Annotated in this window: 13 protein-coding genes; 7 read left to right on the plus strand and 6 right to left on the minus strand. The window is 69.9% G+C overall.

The features are described 5' to 3' along the window. Window positions 1–401: 401 nt before the first annotated feature. The 3 genes from ABT070_RS19170 (at window position 402) to ABT070_RS19180 (ending at window position 4,427) form a co-directional block, all read left to right on the plus strand. A complete protein-coding gene (locus ABT070_RS19170) occupies window positions 402–1,514 on the plus strand; it encodes a LacI family DNA-binding transcriptional regulator (RefSeq protein WP_351761839.1) in 1,113 nt (370 codons plus the stop codon). A 735-nt stretch (window positions 1,515–2,249) separates the two neighbouring features. Then, window positions 2,250–3,335, plus strand: a complete 1,086-nt coding sequence (locus tag ABT070_RS19175) for a metallophosphoesterase (protein WP_351761841.1) — start codon at window positions 2,250–2,252, stop codon at window positions 3,333–3,335. Window positions 3,336–3,551: 216 nt separating this feature from the next. Then, window positions 3,552–4,427 (plus strand): hypothetical protein, encoded by an 876-nt coding sequence (locus tag ABT070_RS19180; RefSeq protein ID WP_351761843.1) that lies wholly within the window; start codon window positions 3,552–3,554, stop codon window positions 4,425–4,427. 181 nt (window positions 4,428–4,608) lie between these two features. Here the strand turns inward: ABT070_RS19180 and ABT070_RS19185 are convergent, their stop codons facing one another. Continuing rightward, a complete protein-coding gene (locus ABT070_RS19185; protein WP_351761846.1) occupies window positions 4,609–6,138 on the minus strand; it encodes a VWA domain-containing protein in 1,530 nt (509 codons plus the stop codon). Between the two features lie 211 nt (window positions 6,139–6,349). Next, a complete protein-coding gene (gene thiC / locus ABT070_RS19190) occupies window positions 6,350–8,176 on the minus strand; it encodes a phosphomethylpyrimidine synthase ThiC (RefSeq protein ID WP_351761848.1) in 1,827 nt (608 codons plus the stop codon). A 1,082-nt stretch (window positions 8,177–9,258) separates the two neighbouring features. Here thiC and ABT070_RS19195 point away from each other — a divergent pair. Beyond that, window positions 9,259–10,503, plus strand: coding sequence for a YibE/F family protein (locus ABT070_RS19195; RefSeq protein WP_351761850.1), 1,245 nt, complete (start codon window positions 9,259–9,261; stop codon window positions 10,501–10,503). 196 nt (window positions 10,504–10,699) lie between these two features. Here ABT070_RS19195 and ABT070_RS19200 read toward each other — a convergent pair whose 3' ends face one another. The 4 genes from ABT070_RS19200 to ABT070_RS19215 all read right to left on the minus strand — a co-directional run bounded on the left by ABT070_RS19200 (window position 10,700) and on the right by ABT070_RS19215 (window position 13,058). Further along, on the minus strand, window positions 10,700–11,146 hold the full coding sequence (locus tag ABT070_RS19200; RefSeq protein WP_020130693.1) for an SsgA family sporulation/cell division regulator: 447 nt from the start codon (window positions 11,144–11,146) through the stop codon (window positions 10,700–10,702). 100 nt (window positions 11,147–11,246) lie between these two features. Further along, the gene (locus ABT070_RS19205) at window positions 11,247–12,104 is read right to left on the minus strand and encodes an IclR family transcriptional regulator (RefSeq protein ID WP_351761853.1); all 858 of its coding nucleotides are present in this window, start codon (window positions 12,102–12,104) and stop codon (window positions 11,247–11,249) included. Between the two features lie 202 nt (window positions 12,105–12,306). After that, on the minus strand, window positions 12,307–12,519 hold the full coding sequence (locus tag ABT070_RS19210; RefSeq protein ID WP_020130691.1) for a DUF5326 family protein: 213 nt from the start codon (window positions 12,517–12,519) through the stop codon (window positions 12,307–12,309). Window positions 12,520–12,740: 221 nt separating this feature from the next. Continuing rightward, window positions 12,741–13,058 carry a cupin domain-containing protein gene (locus ABT070_RS19215; protein ID WP_351761855.1) on the minus strand — a complete coding sequence of 106 codons (318 nt, stop codon included), beginning with the start codon at window positions 13,056–13,058 and terminating at the stop codon, window positions 12,741–12,743. A gap of 58 nt (window positions 13,059–13,116) precedes the next feature. On the opposite strand from ABT070_RS19215, the gene ABT070_RS19220 reads away from it, so the two are divergent. Genes ABT070_RS19220 through ABT070_RS19230 form a run of 3 tightly spaced genes read left to right on the plus strand, consistent with a single transcriptional unit; the run spans window position 13,117 to window position 15,147 of the window. Beyond that, window positions 13,117–13,494, plus strand: a complete 378-nt coding sequence (locus tag ABT070_RS19220) for a phage holin family protein (protein ID WP_351761857.1) — start codon at window positions 13,117–13,119, stop codon at window positions 13,492–13,494. 7 nt (window positions 13,495–13,501) lie between these two features. Beyond that, window positions 13,502–13,993, plus strand: coding sequence for a low molecular weight protein-tyrosine-phosphatase (locus tag ABT070_RS19225; RefSeq protein WP_351761859.1), 492 nt, complete (start codon window positions 13,502–13,504; stop codon window positions 13,991–13,993). Beyond that, the gene (locus ABT070_RS19230) at window positions 13,990–15,147 is read left to right on the plus strand and encodes a cystathionine gamma-lyase (RefSeq protein ID WP_351761862.1); all 1,158 of its coding nucleotides are present in this window, start codon (window positions 13,990–13,992) and stop codon (window positions 15,145–15,147) included. The genes ABT070_RS19225 and ABT070_RS19230 overlap by 4 nt, the downstream gene beginning before the upstream one ends. Window positions 15,148–15,204: the final 57 nt, after the last annotated feature.

Here is a 15,204-nt window from a genome sequence, read left to right on the forward strand (position 1 = left end):
CGTGACCACCACCGGCTTCAATACTGCTCACCTTATGAGGATTCGGCGCGGGTGCGTACAGGTGAGCAGGGACCGGCGCCCGAAACGGAGGGACCTCTGCGACTTCTGAGGACGAAGCCGCACGAAGGCGTACGCGTCTGGGGGCGCGCTGCACATATATCTACGCGCCGGTAGTGCACTCCGTGGCGCGCATCCCTCGTGCAGGTGAGTTGAGACCTCTTCGAGACATCGGTGCGTTGGCAGGCTCATCCGTGCCGACACGTCACGTCCTGGTATTGAGTGCGCCAACTGCCTTTTTTTCCCAGGCACTTGACCCCATCTGGCCTTGCAGAAACGTGCCTGTCAACGCGTGCATATGCGTCCGCCCTACCCCACCGAATGAGCCCTACTATCGGCTCGCCATGACAGCAGCAGGGAAGCACCAGGTGAGCCGCGCGGAAACCTCACGCCGAGGCAGCCGGCCGGGCCGGGCGGGCATCAGGGACGTGGCCGCCGCCGCCGGAGTCTCCATCACGACCGTCTCCGACGCCCTCAACGGCAAGGGCAGGCTCCCGGACGCCACCCGACGCCATGTCCGCGAGGTCGCCGACCGACTCGGCTACCGCCCCTCGGCGGCGGCCCGAACCCTCCGTACCGGCAAGTCGGGCCTCATCGGCCTGACCGTGACGACCTACGGGGATGAACCTTTCACCTTCACCGAGTTCGCCTACTTCGCGGAGATGGCACGCGCCGCCACCTCGGCCGCGCTCGCCCGCGGCTACGCGCTCGTCATCCTCCCCGCGACCTCGCGCCACGACGTGTGGTCCAACGTCGCCCTGGACGGCACGGTCGTCATCGACCCCTCCGACCAGGATCCGGTGGTCAGCGAGCTCGTCCGGCAGGGCTTACCGGTCGTCTCCGACGGCCGCCCGGCCGGCACGCTCCCGGTCACCGCCTGGGTGGACAACGACCACGAAGCCGCCGTCCTCGACATCCTCGACCATCTGGCCGATGCCGGCGCCCGCCGTATCGGCCTCCTCACCGGCACCACCACGGACACCTACACACACCTGTCGACCAGCGCCTACCTGCGATGGTGCGAGCGGGTCGGCCAGGACCCGGTCTACGAGGCCTACCCCGCGCACGACCCGTGCGCGGGCGCCGTGGCCGCCGACCGGCTGCTGGCCCGCCCCGACCGCCCCGACGCCGTGTACGGCCTGTTCGACCCCAACGGAACCGATCTGCTCGCCGCCGCCCGCCGTTACGGGCTGCGGGTCCCCGAGGACCTGCTGATCGTGTGCTGCAGCGAGTCCACGGTGTACGCCAACACCGAGCCGCCCGTCACGACCCTCTCGCTGAAGCCACGCCGCATCGGTACGGCGGTGGTGCAACTCCTCATCGACGCGATCGAGGGCGAGGAAACGGACCGCCCGGTCGAGCAGGTGATACCGACCGAGCTGTTCGTACGCACCTCTTCGCAGCGACGCCCCCCTCGGACCACGGTCAGCCCACCCCGGGCGCCGGAGGGGAAGTAGCCCGCCGCCGCTCCCCACGACCGACGCCGAGGCGCGGGTCCGTGGGGAGCGGCGGCTTGTCCGGGGAGCCGATGAGGATTCGGGGAGCCGATGGAGAGGGGCGGTGGGGGCGACGGGCCGGGAAGGTCCGCTCGCGGCGGCTTGAGCCGAGGGGGCTGGGCGGGCCGAAGGGAGCGGGCGGACCAGAGGGCCCGGGGTTCGGGGGCCACGGGGTTCAGGGGCCACGCGGTCCGGGGAGCGCGGGTCCGGGGCCGCCGGACCCGGGGGCTGGGGGCCGGGCGACTCGGAGGGGCCGGGCGGTACGGGGTGGTTAGCGCGGTACGGGACGGATCGGGCGGATCGCGTCAACGAAAGTTGGCGGGAGGCACGTACGGGCGGTTTCCGGCGGTGCTGGAGACATCGGACGTCGCTTCGGTCACAGCCGTCTCATCGGCCTCGCGCCGGCCGCCGAAATCACCCCTGCGCGACCGATGCCCTCCCCCGGTCCGTCCGACGAAGCAGCCCGCGAGGGTGGGGTGCGGCTGCGGGCAAGGTGCGCGTCGGGTGAGCGCGGGCTGCCGAAGCCCGGCCCAATCGGGGCGAAAGCCGCGATGAACTGGAGCCTTGCTCCGATTCACCACCCCTGGGTCATCACACGGCACGATCCGCATTCCTATGATGGACGCACGGCACCGCGGGCCGCTGCGACCAGGCAGCCCGAAGAGTGCAGATGCGGCGCGATGGTGGAGGGGTCTGATGACTCAGGGGGCCGGTCAGGGACCCGAGGTGGAGCGGACGGCGACGTTGCGCGACTTCCGGGTGCCCGCGTACGTCCATGAGACCGGTCCGTACGACCCCGGCACGGAACCGGGCGATGCCGCACCGCCGCTCGAGGAGCCGCTGGAGCATCCGGACGGCTACACGCCCACCCAGCGCGACCTGCCCGTCATCAGCCGGCGCGGCGACACCCTCCAGGTGGCCGTGGACCCGGAGGCCGTCCAGGCCCCGCTGCCCGCGACCGGTCCGGGACCGCTGTTCGTCGTCGGCGACGTCCATGGCTACCTCGACGAACTGGTGGCCGCGCTCCAGGAGAAGGGCCTGGTCGACTCCGCCGCCAACTGGTGCGCGGGCACCGCCCGGCTGTGGTTCCTCGGTGACTTCACCGACCGCGGCCCGGACGGCATCGGCGTCATCGACCTCGTCATGCGGCTGTCCGCCGAGGCCGCCGCGGCCGGCGGGTACTGCAAGGCCCTCATGGGCAACCACGAACTGCTGCTGCTCGGCGCCAAGCGCTTCGGCGACACACCCGTCAACTCCGGCGCGGGCACCGCCACCTTCCAGGCGGCCTGGCTGCTCAACGGCGGCCAGAAGTACGACATGGACCGTCTCCAGGACCACCACCTGCAGTGGATGGCCCGCCTCGACGCGGTCGAGGCGGTCGACGGCCACCTGCTCGTCCACTCCGACACCACCGCCTACCTCGACTACGGCGACTCGATCGAAGCGGTCAACGACACCGTCCGCGAGACGATCACGCGCAACGACGCGGACGAGGTGTGGGACCTGTTCCGCAAGTTCACCAAGCGCTTCTCCTTCCGCGACGAGGGCGGCGCCGACGCCGTACGCTCCCTGCTCGATACGTACGGCGGCACCCGCATCGTTCACGGCCACAGCCCGATTCCCTATCTGCTGGGCGAAGTCGGCTCCGAGGACGGCGAGGACAACGGCGGTCCGCACGTCGAGGGACCGCACGTCTACGCGGACGGGCTGGCCATCGCGATGGACGGCGGCGTGACGATGGCCGGAAAACTGCTGGTCCAGCAACTGCCCCTGGAAATCTGACCGTTCCCGGGGCGGTTCCCGGGTCCACTCCCGGGGCAGAAGTACCCCACTGTGGATCCGCCGGCGACACCGCAGGCCAGAGGCCAATTTCGGCAAACCCCCTGTCACCCCATGCCGTCACCGCTCTACCATCGGGTTATCCGTAGCAGGCTCCCCTCCGTTTCTGCCCGACGGCTCGTTGGCATGCGAGCCCCAAGCCCTACGGAGCATCGGGGGATGCAGATGAACAGCGTTCCGCAGCACCTGAACAGCGAGGACCGCCAGGAGTACGAGCGGATCCTCGACGAGGCGCTGCGCTCCGCCCCACACCACCCGGAACTGGCCGCAGTCGGACAGCGGCTCAACCCCGAACAACTGCGCACCATGGCGCTCAACGCCTCCGCCCTCATCACGGTGGCCGCGGCGGCCGAGTACCAGCACTATGTGAAGGTCCGCGAGGAACTGCGCCACCCCGCGCCGTCCACCCCGTCGTCCACGTCCGAGTCCGGCTCCGCGGAGCCGGGCGCGGCCGCGATGGGGCTCGCCACCACCATGGGGGAGGCGGCCCAGGCCGCCGAAGCCGCCGGGGCGGGCGCCGTGGCCGCCGTCCTCACCCCCGTCCTCGCCGGGACCGCCGCGGTGATATTCCTGCTCGTCGGCTATCTCCTCAGGGCACTCGACCCCGAGCAGGCGTTCGCCCGGACCATGGTCGCCGCCGGCTGGACGTTCGGGGCGGTGGCCGTGGCCGCGATCCTCGTCGCCACCGTCGCACTGCTGCTCACGGCCCTGCGCAACCGGCCCTCCCTGGAAGCCGGGCCGTACGGCGAACTGAGCGAGGAGGTCGACCAGGCCAGGGAAGCCTGGCGAGAAGCCCTGCTGGAACGCGGCATCCTGCCGTTCCTCCAGGAGGCCCTCGCCAGCCCCGGCACGGCGGCCGCCCTGCACATCGAGCCGGCCCGCCCGGCTCCCACCGGCCGCCTCCCGAAGATCGGCTACGACCGCCCTGGCTTCAGCAGCCCGGACGACGGCCGTTCTACCGGCCCGCGCCCGAGCTTCAGCAGCCCGGACTACACCAGCCCGGACTTCGGCGGCCCGGAGCACCAGCCGGAATAGGCACTCGGCTTGCGCACCCGCCGACCCCGCCGAGGGGAGCGCAAGCCGTAGGCCGGGCGCCGGGCGGCTCCGGTGGAGAGCCGGCCTGCGGATCAGTGCTGTCCCGCGGTGCTCGCTGCTGCCCCGTGCCGGACGGAGTCACGGAGGCGGGCGGCCCGCAGTCGTACGTCCGGCCATCCGGTCAGAGGATGCCTGCCTGGCGGGCCGCGGTGGTCCAGCTCGGGAACTCGGACAGCAGCCGGTCGTAGAGCTCCTGGTCCGGGACGGTGCTGATGTCGTCCACGGAGAAGAACCCCACGTTGTCGACGCGGCGTCCGGGCAGCGTGTCGAACCGCTCCAGGACCCCGTAGTCGGACCGGCCGAGCCCCACGAACTGCCAGAAGATCGGCTCCTCGACCGCCGCCCGCAGTTCCCGCTCGATCGCCGCGTCGCGGTAGACCCCACCGTCGGAGAAGAACAGCACCAAGGTCGGGGCGGCTGCCGGATTCTCCCTGACATACGACCTGACCTGGGCAATCGCCTTCTGTTCCTCGTTCTGGATGCCGACCGAGCGCATGTCGACCTGCCCCGGTTCCATCCCCTTGCGGGGCTTCTTGCCGCGCCGGAACAGACTGATCTCGCCCACCCGCACATGCAGCCGCAGCCACTCGGGAAGCTCACCCAACCGCAGGTCGGGAAGGCGCGCGGCATCACTGGCGAAGGTCCAGGCCTGTATCTCGCCGTCGTCGTCGAGTTGCGCCGCCACTGCCGCCATCCGCTCCACGACGTCCGCGACCACACCCCGTGAGTACAGGAACGACATGGACCCGGAGGCGTCGAGGACCAGCACGATCCGCGCACTGAGCCCCACCGCCCCCCGCTTGCTCAGGCTGACGGCCACCTGCTCCTTGCGCAGCGACAGCCGCTTGCGCATGTCGACGGGAAGCAGTTCCTCCCCCTTGGTCAGACGAGGACCGGACGGCGGGGTGCTTGCCGGCGGGGTGCTTGTCGGTGGGGTGCTTGTCGGTGGGGTGGTGGCCCGTGGGGTGACCGCGGGCGGGGTGACCGGCGGGCGGTTCGGCGGCGCGACCGGCGGGCGGACCGGCGGCGCGACCGGCGTACGGACCGGCGGCGCGACCGGCGTACGGACCGGCGGCGCGACCGGCGGGCGGGCCGACGGGGCGACCGGCTGCTCCGGCTCGTCGTCGACCGTGATCCCGAAGTCCGTGGCCACCCCCGCCAGCCCGGAGGCGTACCCCTGGCCGACCGCCCGGAACTTCCAGCGCCCCTCGCGCAGATACAGCTCACCGGCGATGAACGCCGTCTCCGTGTCGGCCTGCATCTCGAAGCGGGCCACCTCGGAGCGCCCGTCCCCGCCGAGCAGTCTCAGCGTCAGGCCGGTCACCTGTCCGAAGGTGCCGCCGTCGGCCGACGCGCACAGCACCACACGCGTGATGGCGCCCTCCAGCGAGCGGAGGTCCACCTGGACGGTGTCGGTCATCACACCGGCTTCGCTCCGCTTGCCGACGTGCCGCACGGCGCCGGACGTGTGCAGCGGCTGGTTGTAGAAGACGAAGTCCCCGTCGTCACGGACCCGTCCGTCCCCCGCCAACAGCAGCGCCGAGGCATCGATGTCCGGCCCACCGGCCCCCTCGGCCCAGCTGAGTTCGACCCGTACGTCCGGCACGTCGACCGGCAGATTGGCACCCTTGCTCAGAGATCGCGCTGTCATGAAGCCCAGTCTGCCGAGCAGACGCCCCGAGGCAACCGAACGAACGCGATGGTCTCCTCCTGCCGGTCGTCGTCGAGCCGGCAGGCGCATCCACACCGGCGTCGATCCCCGGCCGCACTACGGATGCCAGCGTGCCGTCTTCCTCCCGACGACCACTCACGGCGCTGTCCCCAGGGGTCGAATCCCGAGGGACAGCGCCGATCCGGGGACGTCAGTCGGCCAGCGGCAGGTACACCCGGTTCCCGCTGGCCGCGAACTCCTTCGACTTCTCCAACATGCCCTCGGCGATCTCCTCCGCCGAAGCCCCCTCAGCCGCCGCGCCACCGAACCGCTCGTTGATGCTCTGGCTGATCTTCATCGAGCAGAACTTCGGCCCGCACATCGAGCAGAAGTGCGCCGTCTTCGCCGGCTCCGCGGGGAGTGTCTCGTCGTGGAACTCACGCGCGGTGTCCGGATCGAGGGCGAGGTTGAACTGGTCCTCCCAGCGGAACTCGAAGCGGGCGTCGGACAGCGCGTCGTCCCATTCCTGCGCGCCGGGGTGCCCCTTGGCGAGGTCGGCCGCGTGGGCGGCGATCTTGTAGGTGATGACGCCCGTCTTGACGTCGTCCCGGTTGGGCAGGCCCAGATGCTCCTTGGGCGTGACATAGCAGAGCATCGCCGTGCCCCACCAGGCGATCATCGCGGCACCGATACCGGAGGTGATGTGGTCGTACGCCGGCGCGACGTCCGTCGTCAGCGGGCCGAGCGTATAGAACGGAGCTTCATCACAGATCTCCTGTTGAAGGTCGATGTTCTCCTTGATCTTGTGCATCGGGACATGGCCCGGGCCTTCGATCATCGTCTGAACATGGAAACGCTTCGCGATCCGGTTGAGTTCCCCGAGTGTCCGCAACTCCGCGAACTGCGCCGCGTCGTTGGCGTCCGCGATGGACCCCGGCCGCAGGCCGTCTCCCAGCGAGTACGTGACGTCGTAGGCGGCGAGGATCTCGCACAGTTCCTCGAAGTTCTCGTAGAGGAACGACTCCTTGTGGTGCGCGAGGCACCAGGCCGCCATGATCGAGCCGCCGCGCGACACGATGCCGGTCTTGCGGTTGGCGGTGAGCGGGACGTACGCGAGGCGGACGCCGGCGTGGACGGTCATGTAGTCCACGCCCTGCTCGGCCTGCTCGATGACGGTGTCCTTGTAGATCTCCCAGGTCAGTTCCTCGGCGCGGCCGTCGACCTTCTCCAACGCCTGGTACAGCGGCACCGTGCCGATGGGGACGGGGGAGTTGCGCAGCACCCACTCGCGGGTGGTGTGGATGTTGCGGCCGGTCGACAGGTCCATGACCGTGTCGGCGCCCCAACGGGTCGCCCAGGTCATCTTCTCGACCTCCTCCTCGATGGAGGACGTCACCGCCGAGTTGCCGATGTTGGCGTTGACCTTCACCAGGAACCGCTTGCCGATGATCATCGGCTCGATCTCCGGGTGGTTGACGTTGACCGGCAGCACGGCACGCCCCGCCGCGATCTCCTCGCGCACCACCTCGGGGGAAACCTTCTCCCGGATGGCCACGAACTCCATCTCGGGTGTGATCTCCCCCCGGCGCGCATACGCGAGCTGGGTGACCGCCGCACCGTCCCGGCCCCGGCGCGGCAGACGCGGACGGCCCGGGAAGACCGCGTCGAGGTTGCGCAGCCCTCCGCGCGGTGAGGTGTGCTTGACGCCGTCGTCCTCGGGCCGGACCGGACGGCCCGCGTACTCCTCCGTGTCGCCCCGGGCGATGATCCAGTTCTCACGCAACGGCGCCAGGCCCCTGCGGACATCGGTCTCTACGAGCGGATCGGTGTACGGGCCGGAGGTGTCGTACAGGGTGACCGACTGCCCGTTGGTGAGGTGCACCTGACGAACCGGCACCCGGAGATCGGGGCGAGCGCCACCGACGTACCCCTTGTGCCAGCCGATGGACTTCCCGGCCTCCGAGTCGTTCACGTCGACCGTGCTTTCGTCGGCCGCGTTCTGCGTGAAGGCAGGCGTGCGTGCGTCCTTGTTGGTCATGAGACCTACTCCCTACGCCGGCATTACCCGGTAACAGGTTCGGCGGTCGACGCAGCGGCTACCGCCTGCCGATGTTTCATGTGAAACATCACTCGATTCGAGAGACGTTCCACGTGAAACATCGCAAAGACGGAGGTCAGCGCCCTCTCAGCCCGGTGCTCCGAGCTCCCGCGTGTGCAAAGGTTGTCTCCACGCTAGCGTCAATTCTGGCGCGGTGAACAGAGGGCCCGTGTCGTTCTTGCGATGATCGGTCGGTGACCACGACACACCAGCCCCCGTATCCGCCGCCCGAGCCGCCCCGCCGACCGGGCACCGGCAGCGGCCCCGGCAATGGCTCCGGCAGCGGTTCTGGCAGCGGCAGCGGTCCTGACGGCGGCCCCAGAGGCGACCGCGACTTCAGCGACGGTCACGATCAGCCGCGTAGCCCCGGCCACGGGCCGGGATACGCCGGCGGGCTCGGCGGACTGAGACGCGTCGGCACTCCCGGCGGTCAAGGATCCGGCCCCGGGGCAGGCCCCGGGACAGGGGCCCGGCCGGGGCCGGTTGGCGGCCGGGGTTACGGAAACGGTCAAGGGCCCGGGCCCGGGCCGGAGCCCGGCCGGGCATACCAGAGCGGGCAGGGATACGGGAGCGGGCAAGGGTCCCAGAACGACCAGGAATTCGGGAACGACCAGGGGTACGGGAACAGACGCGGATACGGGGACGGGCCCGCACCCGCGCCCGGTCAGGGGTACGGCCCCGGCCATGGTTCCGGTCCTCGTCCTGGCCCGGGTCCTCGTCCTGAGCCTGGTTCTGGACCTGAGCATGTTCCTGGTCCTGGTGACGGCTACGGCTTTGACCGCGAACACGGTCATGGGCAGAGCCACGACAGCGATCATGGTGGCGGCTCCGGGAACGGCCCCGGCGAGGGCCACGGCGGCGGGCACGGCCATGGCCCGGGCGACGGGCACGGCTCCGGTTCGGGCTCCGGCTCCGACGGCGGGCACGGGCATTCACACAGCCACAGTCACGGCCCGGCCGCCCCCGTCTCGAAACACCTGCGCAAGGTCATCGCGGCCATCATCATCCCGTTCGGGGCCGCGGTGCTGGTAGGGCTCGTGGTGCTGTGGCCCGGCGGAGCCCCCGCGCACGAGCGCACCGGGGTCGGCTTCGACCGGCAGACCCAACAGGCCACGGTCACCAAGGTCGTGAGCGTGAGCTGCGCGTCGGTGAACGCCTCGGGCGACACCCCTACCGGCGACACCTCCACGGCCGAGGGATCCTCCGCGCAACAGCAGGCGAGCGGTGCCTGCAAGCGGGCCACGATCCGGGTGGACACCGGCGACGACAAGGGCCGTACGTTCACCGAGATCGTCCAGCCGGACCAGTCACGGCAGTTGGAGCAGGGCGAGAAGGTCGTGGTCGCCTACGAGCCCTCCGCGCCGAAGGACCTGCAGTACTCGGTCGCCGACGTGAACCGCCGCATCCCCATGGCAGTCCTGGCCATCATCTTCGCGGTCGCCGTCGTGGTCGTCGGGCGGCTGCGGGGCGTCATGGCGCTGGTAGCGCTGGCCATCAGTTTCATGGTGCTGAACTTCTTCGTCCTGCCCGCGATCCTCCAGGGATCGAACCCGCTGCTCGTGGCCGTGGTGGGATCGAGCGCCATCATGCTGATCGCGCTGTATCTCTGTCACGGGCTCTCGGCCCGCACATCCGTCGCGGTACTCGGCACGCTCATCTCCCTGCTGCTGATCGGCATCCTGGGCTCGGTGTTCATCGACTGGGCCGCGCTGACCGGCAACACGGATGACAACACCGGTCTGATCCACGGTCTGTACCCGTCGATCGACATGAGCGGTCTGCTGCTGGCCGGCATCATCATCGGCTCGCTCGGCGTCCTCGACGACGTGACGGTCACCCAGACCTCCGCGGTCTGGGAACTGCACGAGGCCAACCCCGCGATGGGCTGGCGCGGCCTGTACCGGGCCGGCATCCGCATCGGCCGCGACCACATCGCCTCCGTGGTCAACACGCTCGTTCTCGCCTACGCCGGTGCCGCGCTGCCGCTGCTGCTGCTCTTCTCGATCGCGCAGAGCAGCGTGGGCTCCGTCGCCAACAGCGAACTGGTCGCCGAGGAGATCGTGCGCACGCTGGTGGGCTCGATCGGCCTGGTCGCCTCCGTGCCCGTCACGACGGTCCTGGCGGCCCTGGTGGTCTCCGCCGACCGGCCAGGCCCTGGAAAGGCGCCCGTGACGGCTCCGGAGGCGACTCCTGCGGCTCCGGCGGTGGCGACGGCCGCGGGCAGCGCCCAGGCCCGGGGCGGCCGGGGCAGGCGGCGCAAGCGCTGAGGCGGGAAGGCGCCCGAGTGCCGACTACACCGGCCGACTCGGGCGCGCGCCTCCCTCTTCCCTGCGGATCGTTCAACATCTGCGCCACCAGCTGAAGAAGCGTTCCTGCACAACAGCGGCCGTGGCGAAGCGTTCCGCACCACCACTCGCTCCGCCCGTGGCGAAGCGTTCCGCCACCACTCGCTTCGCCCGCACGTCAGCCGGCGCTCTGCTCCTCCGCCAGGATCCGGTCCAGCGCCTCGTCCAAATGCGCGTCGAAATCGGCGAGAGCACCCTCCTGGCCCAACGGAACCAGCTTGTCGGTGCGATCGAGGAACGCCACGAGCGGTGCCGCCGAGGACCGGAACAGCGCCTGATCACCGCCGACCTGAAGCCGGATCAGGACCTCTCCCAGCACATCGGGATCCACCGGCGAGACACGGACGTCCCCTTCGCCGCACGGCCTGCCCACTCCGTCGATGAGCAGCTCGCGCCCGAAGGCCCAGGTCACCGGGGCATCACCGGGCAGATGGAAGGTGAGTCGCACGGCATAGGGATCGCACGACTCGTAACCCAGCTCCACCGGAATGCGGAACGAGAGCTCCTCGGAGACGAGGAAGCTCATCATGACCTCTGCCTGTACTGCCTGTACGGACTCGCGCATCGCCTTACCCCGTCATTTGCCGCCGACTGGCCGGGAATGGACCTTCTGACACTGCACGCATCTTGCTGAAAGTACACAACAGATCACAAGGAGTGAGTTTTCAGATACTGATAGAGATCGCCAGCGACCCCAGCAGCCGTCCGACCTCGCTCTGGAGTTGCCGCGCCGCCGGCAGCAACCGGTCGGCGTGATGGGCGGGCAGGGAGATCGCCATCGTGGCCGCCGTGGTGCCCACGGTGATCGGAATGGCGGCGCACACCGTGCCCAGCGCGTACTCCTGTCGTTCGACGACCGGCTCCATCCGCCGCATCCGCTCCAGGCGCCGCAGCAGAGCGTGGTTGTCACGCACGGTGTACGGGGTGATCGACTGCGCGGGGTAGCGGTCCAGGTGGTCGCGGCGGGCGTCCTCGTCCAACTGGGAGAGCAGGCACTGGCCGATGGCGTGCGCGTGGCCGGTCTCACCGAAGTCCGCCCACTCCTCGACCGCCGGGTTGCCCGGGGTGTCGGAAACGCACATGATCTCGATCTCGCCGTCGCGGTACCTGGCGTAGTACACGGGAACACCGATCGAATCGCGCCACTGGGCGAGGGTGTCGGCCACCGTGCTGCGACGTTTCTGCGCCGCCCCGCTCCTGCCGAGCCGCTCAGCCGCCTCGCCGAGGAAGAACAGCCCCTTGTCCCGTCGCAGATAGCCCTCGTGCACGAGGGTGCGCAGCAGGTGGTAGGCCGTGGGCAGCGCGAGTCCGGTCTCGCGGGCGAGTTGTTTGGCCGGCGCCCCGCACTCGTGCTCCGCGACGGATTCCAGCAGCCGCATGGCGCGCTGGACGGAGCCGATCAGGGTGGCGGCGGGGTGCGGGTGCTCGGGGGTGGTCGTGTTCGGTGGGCGTTGCAGGGGGGGTGCGGCGGAACGCGGCCCCGCGGGGGGTGCGAGCAGTTCTGCCGATGCGGTGTCAACCATGACCAAGGGTCACTTCCGAAGCGCGAGGGGGAGGTCCGTGCGGGGACACGGGAGGGGGTGTGCGCCACTCGCGGGGGTTCGTACCCGCGACGAGTTCCGGACTTTAACCGTCTGCCACCGCGTACAGACGGGCTGTCAGGGAAACTTCCCCCGGCCGAGGGAACAGGCGATTCCTGTTACCGCTCGCCGGCCTCCCTCACCGTCACCAGTCGCTGCGCGACGAGGAACTCGAAGTGAACTTCCTTACGACGTAGATCAGTCCGCCGACCAGCGCCACGAAGACCAGCAGCTTGAAGAGCAGGCCGATCACGAACCCGACGACGCTGGCTATCAGACCACCGAACACGACCAGGGCGATGACCGGCACCGCGACCCACTTCACCCACCACGGCATTCCCGCGAAGATCTCTCGCATCGCCCTTGTCCTCATCCTCTTCGGTCGATGTCCGGCACCCCTGTCGGGCCGGAGCGTTTCGATGTCCTGCCGCCGATGCTAGGTCCGAAGAGGGTGCCGGCGGGGGCCTCGCACCCCTTGTCCTCCCCTGACCGAACCCCTAGGGAACCCCGAGGCCGCTGGTCAACCGGCAGACGGACACGCACAGGACAGGGCTCCGGACAGGCGCCGGACGGGCGGACTCAGCCCTCGGCCGGCGAGAACACGACCAGGACCCGCAGGTCCTCACTGATGTGATGGAACTTGTGGGCGACCCCGGCCGGGACGTACACCACGCTGCCTCGCGCCACCTGCGTGGTCTCCAGACCGACGGTGATCGAGGCGCGCCCGCTCACGACGAAGTACACCTCGTCCTGATGGTGTGGATTCTGCGGATCGTGCGAGCCGGCATCGAGCGCGTACAGCCCGACCGACATGTTCCGTTCACGCAGAAACTGTAGGTAGGCGCCGTCGTTGGCGGCTCGCTCCGCCTCCAGTTCATCCAACCGGAATGCCTTCATCGACCTAGTCCGCCCTCGTCCGGTGCTCGTTCGCGATCTCTCTGCCACGATCAGACACATGAAGAATTTCGTAGTCAAGACGATCGCCAACGCAGGCGCCCTGGCGGTCGCCGTCTGGCTGCTCGACAAGATCACTCTGACCGGTGACAGCACGGGCAAGAAGGTCGGCACCCTCATAGTCGTCGCACTGCTTTTCGGCCTGGTGAACTTCCTGGTCAAGCCGATCGTGAAGGTGCTGACCTTTCCCCTGTTCATCCTCACGCTCGGCCTGATCACCCTGGTGGTCAACGCCCTGATGCTGCTGCTGACCTCGTGGCTGGCCGACAAGGTCGACCTGAGCTTCCACGTGGAGGGCTTCTGGACCGCGGTCCTGGGCGGCCTGATCATTTCCGTCGTCTCCTGGGCCCTCAACGTCGTGATGCCCGACGGAGACTGAGGCCGCGATGACCTACCACGTCTGCTTCGTCTGCACCGGCAACATCTGCCGCTCGCCGATGGCCGAGTCGGTCTTCCGCGCGCGCGTGGACGACGCCGGTCTCGAGGAACTGATCGAGGTCGAGAGCGCCGGCACGGGCGACTGGCACGAGGGCGAGAACGCCGATCCGCGGGCCCTCTCGGTCCTGGAGGAGCACGGATATGCCCTCGACCACACGGCCCGGCGCTTCGAGCCGTCCTGGTTCGCCCGCCTCGACCTCGTCCTGGCCCTCGACTCCGGCCATCTCCAGGCCCTGCGCCTCCTCGCACCCACGAAGGAGGACGCGGCGAAGGTACGGCTGCTGCGGTCCTACGATCCCGCGGCAGCCGGCGACCTCGACGTCCCCGACCCCTACTACGGGGGCCTGAGCGGCTTCGAGGAGTGCCTTGAGATGGTGGAGGGGGCGAGCGCCGGTCTGCTCGCCGCCGTACGAGACGACGTGGAAGGACAAGTGGCATGAGCGGATCCGCTACCGACGGAGAGCTTTCCGGAGGCCCCGGCGAGGGCACGCGCGCGGTGCGGGCGGGGCTGCCCGAGCCGGTGAAGTACGAGCCGACCCTTCCCGGGCCGGTGTTCGCAGCGCACTTCCATCTGCCGGGCGAGCCCACGGGCCCGTACACCTACGGCCGTGACGAGAACCCGACCTGGACCCACCTGGAACACGCCATCGGCGAGCTCGAGGCACCGGGCCGGGACGACGTCGAGACGCTCGTCTTCGCCTCCGGCATGGCCGCGATCTCGTCGGTGCTGTTCTCCCAGCTGCGGGCCGGGGACGCCGTCGTGCTGCCCGACGACGGCTACCAGGTGCTGCCCCTGGTGCGCGCGCAGCTGGAGGCGTACGGCATCGAGGTACGCACCGCGCCGACCGGCGGCGACGCCCAGCTGGACGTCCTGGACGGCGCGAAGCTGCTGTGGATCGAGTCCCCCTCGAACCCGGGCCTCGACGTGTGCGACATCCGGCGGCTCGTCGAGGCGGCACACGCGCGTGGGGCGCTGGTGGCCGTGGACAACACCCTCGCCACCCCGCTCGGGCAGCGCCCGCTGGAACTCGGCGCCGACTTCTCGGTGGCCAGCGGCACCAAGCAGCTCACGGGCCACGGCGACGTCCTCCTCGGCTACGTCACCGGGCGGGCCGGCACGCCGATGACCGCCGTACGCCGCTGGCGCAAGATCGTCGGGGCGATCCCCGGGCCCATGGAGGCCTGGCTCGCGCACCGGTCGATCGCCACCCTCCAGCTGCGCGTCGAGCGGCAGAACACCACCGCCATGGTCGTGGCCGAGGCACTGCGGGGGAGGCCCGAGGTGAGCGGGCTGCGGTACCCGGGGCTGGCAAACGACCCCTCGCACAAGGTCGCCTCGCAGCAGATGCGTCGCTACGGGTGCGTGATCTCCTTCACGCTGTCCACGCGCGCGCGTGCCGAGCGTTTCCTCGACGCCCTGCGGCTCGTGGACGACGCGACGAGCTTCGGTGGAGTGCGGTCCACCGCGGAGCGGCGCGGGCGCTGGGGCGGGGACGCGGTGCCGGAGGGCTTCATCCGGCTGTCCGTCGGCGCCGAGGACCCCGAGGACCTGGTGGCGGACGTGCTGCGTGCGCTGGAGGAGTCGGCGCGGTGACCGCCTTACCGACCCCCCACCAGGGTCCCGACAAGGACGACGGACGGTCCGAGCCTC

Source organism: Streptomyces sp. NPDC002884 (genome assembly GCF_040295245.1).
Lineage (GTDB): Bacteria > Actinomycetota > Actinomycetes > Streptomycetales > Streptomycetaceae > Streptomyces.

Excerpts from the sequence above, each read along its gene's own strand:
- ABT070_RS19215 (WP_351761855.1), bottom strand. The coding sequence starts at position 13,058 with ATGAAGGCATTCCGGTTGGATGAACTGGAGGCGGAGCGAGCCGCCAAC.
- ABT070_RS19230 (WP_351761862.1), top strand. The coding sequence starts at position 13,990 with ATGAGCGGATCCGCTACCGACGGAGAGCTTTCCGGAGGCCCCGGCGAG.
- ABT070_RS19220 (WP_351761857.1), top strand. The coding sequence starts at position 13,117 with ATGAAGAATTTCGTAGTCAAGACGATCGCCAACGCAGGCGCCCTGGCG.
- ABT070_RS19170 (WP_351761839.1), top strand. The coding sequence starts at position 402 with ATGACAGCAGCAGGGAAGCACCAGGTGAGCCGCGCGGAAACCTCACGC.
- ABT070_RS19200 (WP_020130693.1), bottom strand. The coding sequence starts at position 11,146 with ATGCGCGAGTCCGTACAGGCAGTACAGGCAGAGGTCATGATGAGCTTC.
- ABT070_RS19185 (WP_351761846.1), bottom strand. The coding sequence starts at position 6,138 with ATGACAGCGCGATCTCTGAGCAAGGGTGCCAATCTGCCGGTCGACGTG.
- thiC (WP_351761848.1), bottom strand. The coding sequence starts at position 8,176 with ATGACCAACAAGGACGCACGCACGCCTGCCTTCACGCAGAACGCGGCC.
- ABT070_RS19210 (WP_020130691.1), bottom strand. The coding sequence starts at position 12,519 with ATGCGAGAGATCTTCGCGGGAATGCCGTGGTGGGTGAAGTGGGTCGCG.
- ABT070_RS19225 (WP_351761859.1), top strand. The coding sequence starts at position 13,502 with ATGACCTACCACGTCTGCTTCGTCTGCACCGGCAACATCTGCCGCTCG.
- ABT070_RS19180 (WP_351761843.1), top strand. The coding sequence starts at position 3,552 with ATGCAGATGAACAGCGTTCCGCAGCACCTGAACAGCGAGGACCGCCAG.
- ABT070_RS19205 (WP_351761853.1), bottom strand. The coding sequence starts at position 12,104 with ATGGTTGACACCGCATCGGCAGAACTGCTCGCACCCCCCGCGGGGCCG.
- ABT070_RS19175 (WP_351761841.1), top strand. The coding sequence starts at position 2,250 with ATGACTCAGGGGGCCGGTCAGGGACCCGAGGTGGAGCGGACGGCGACG.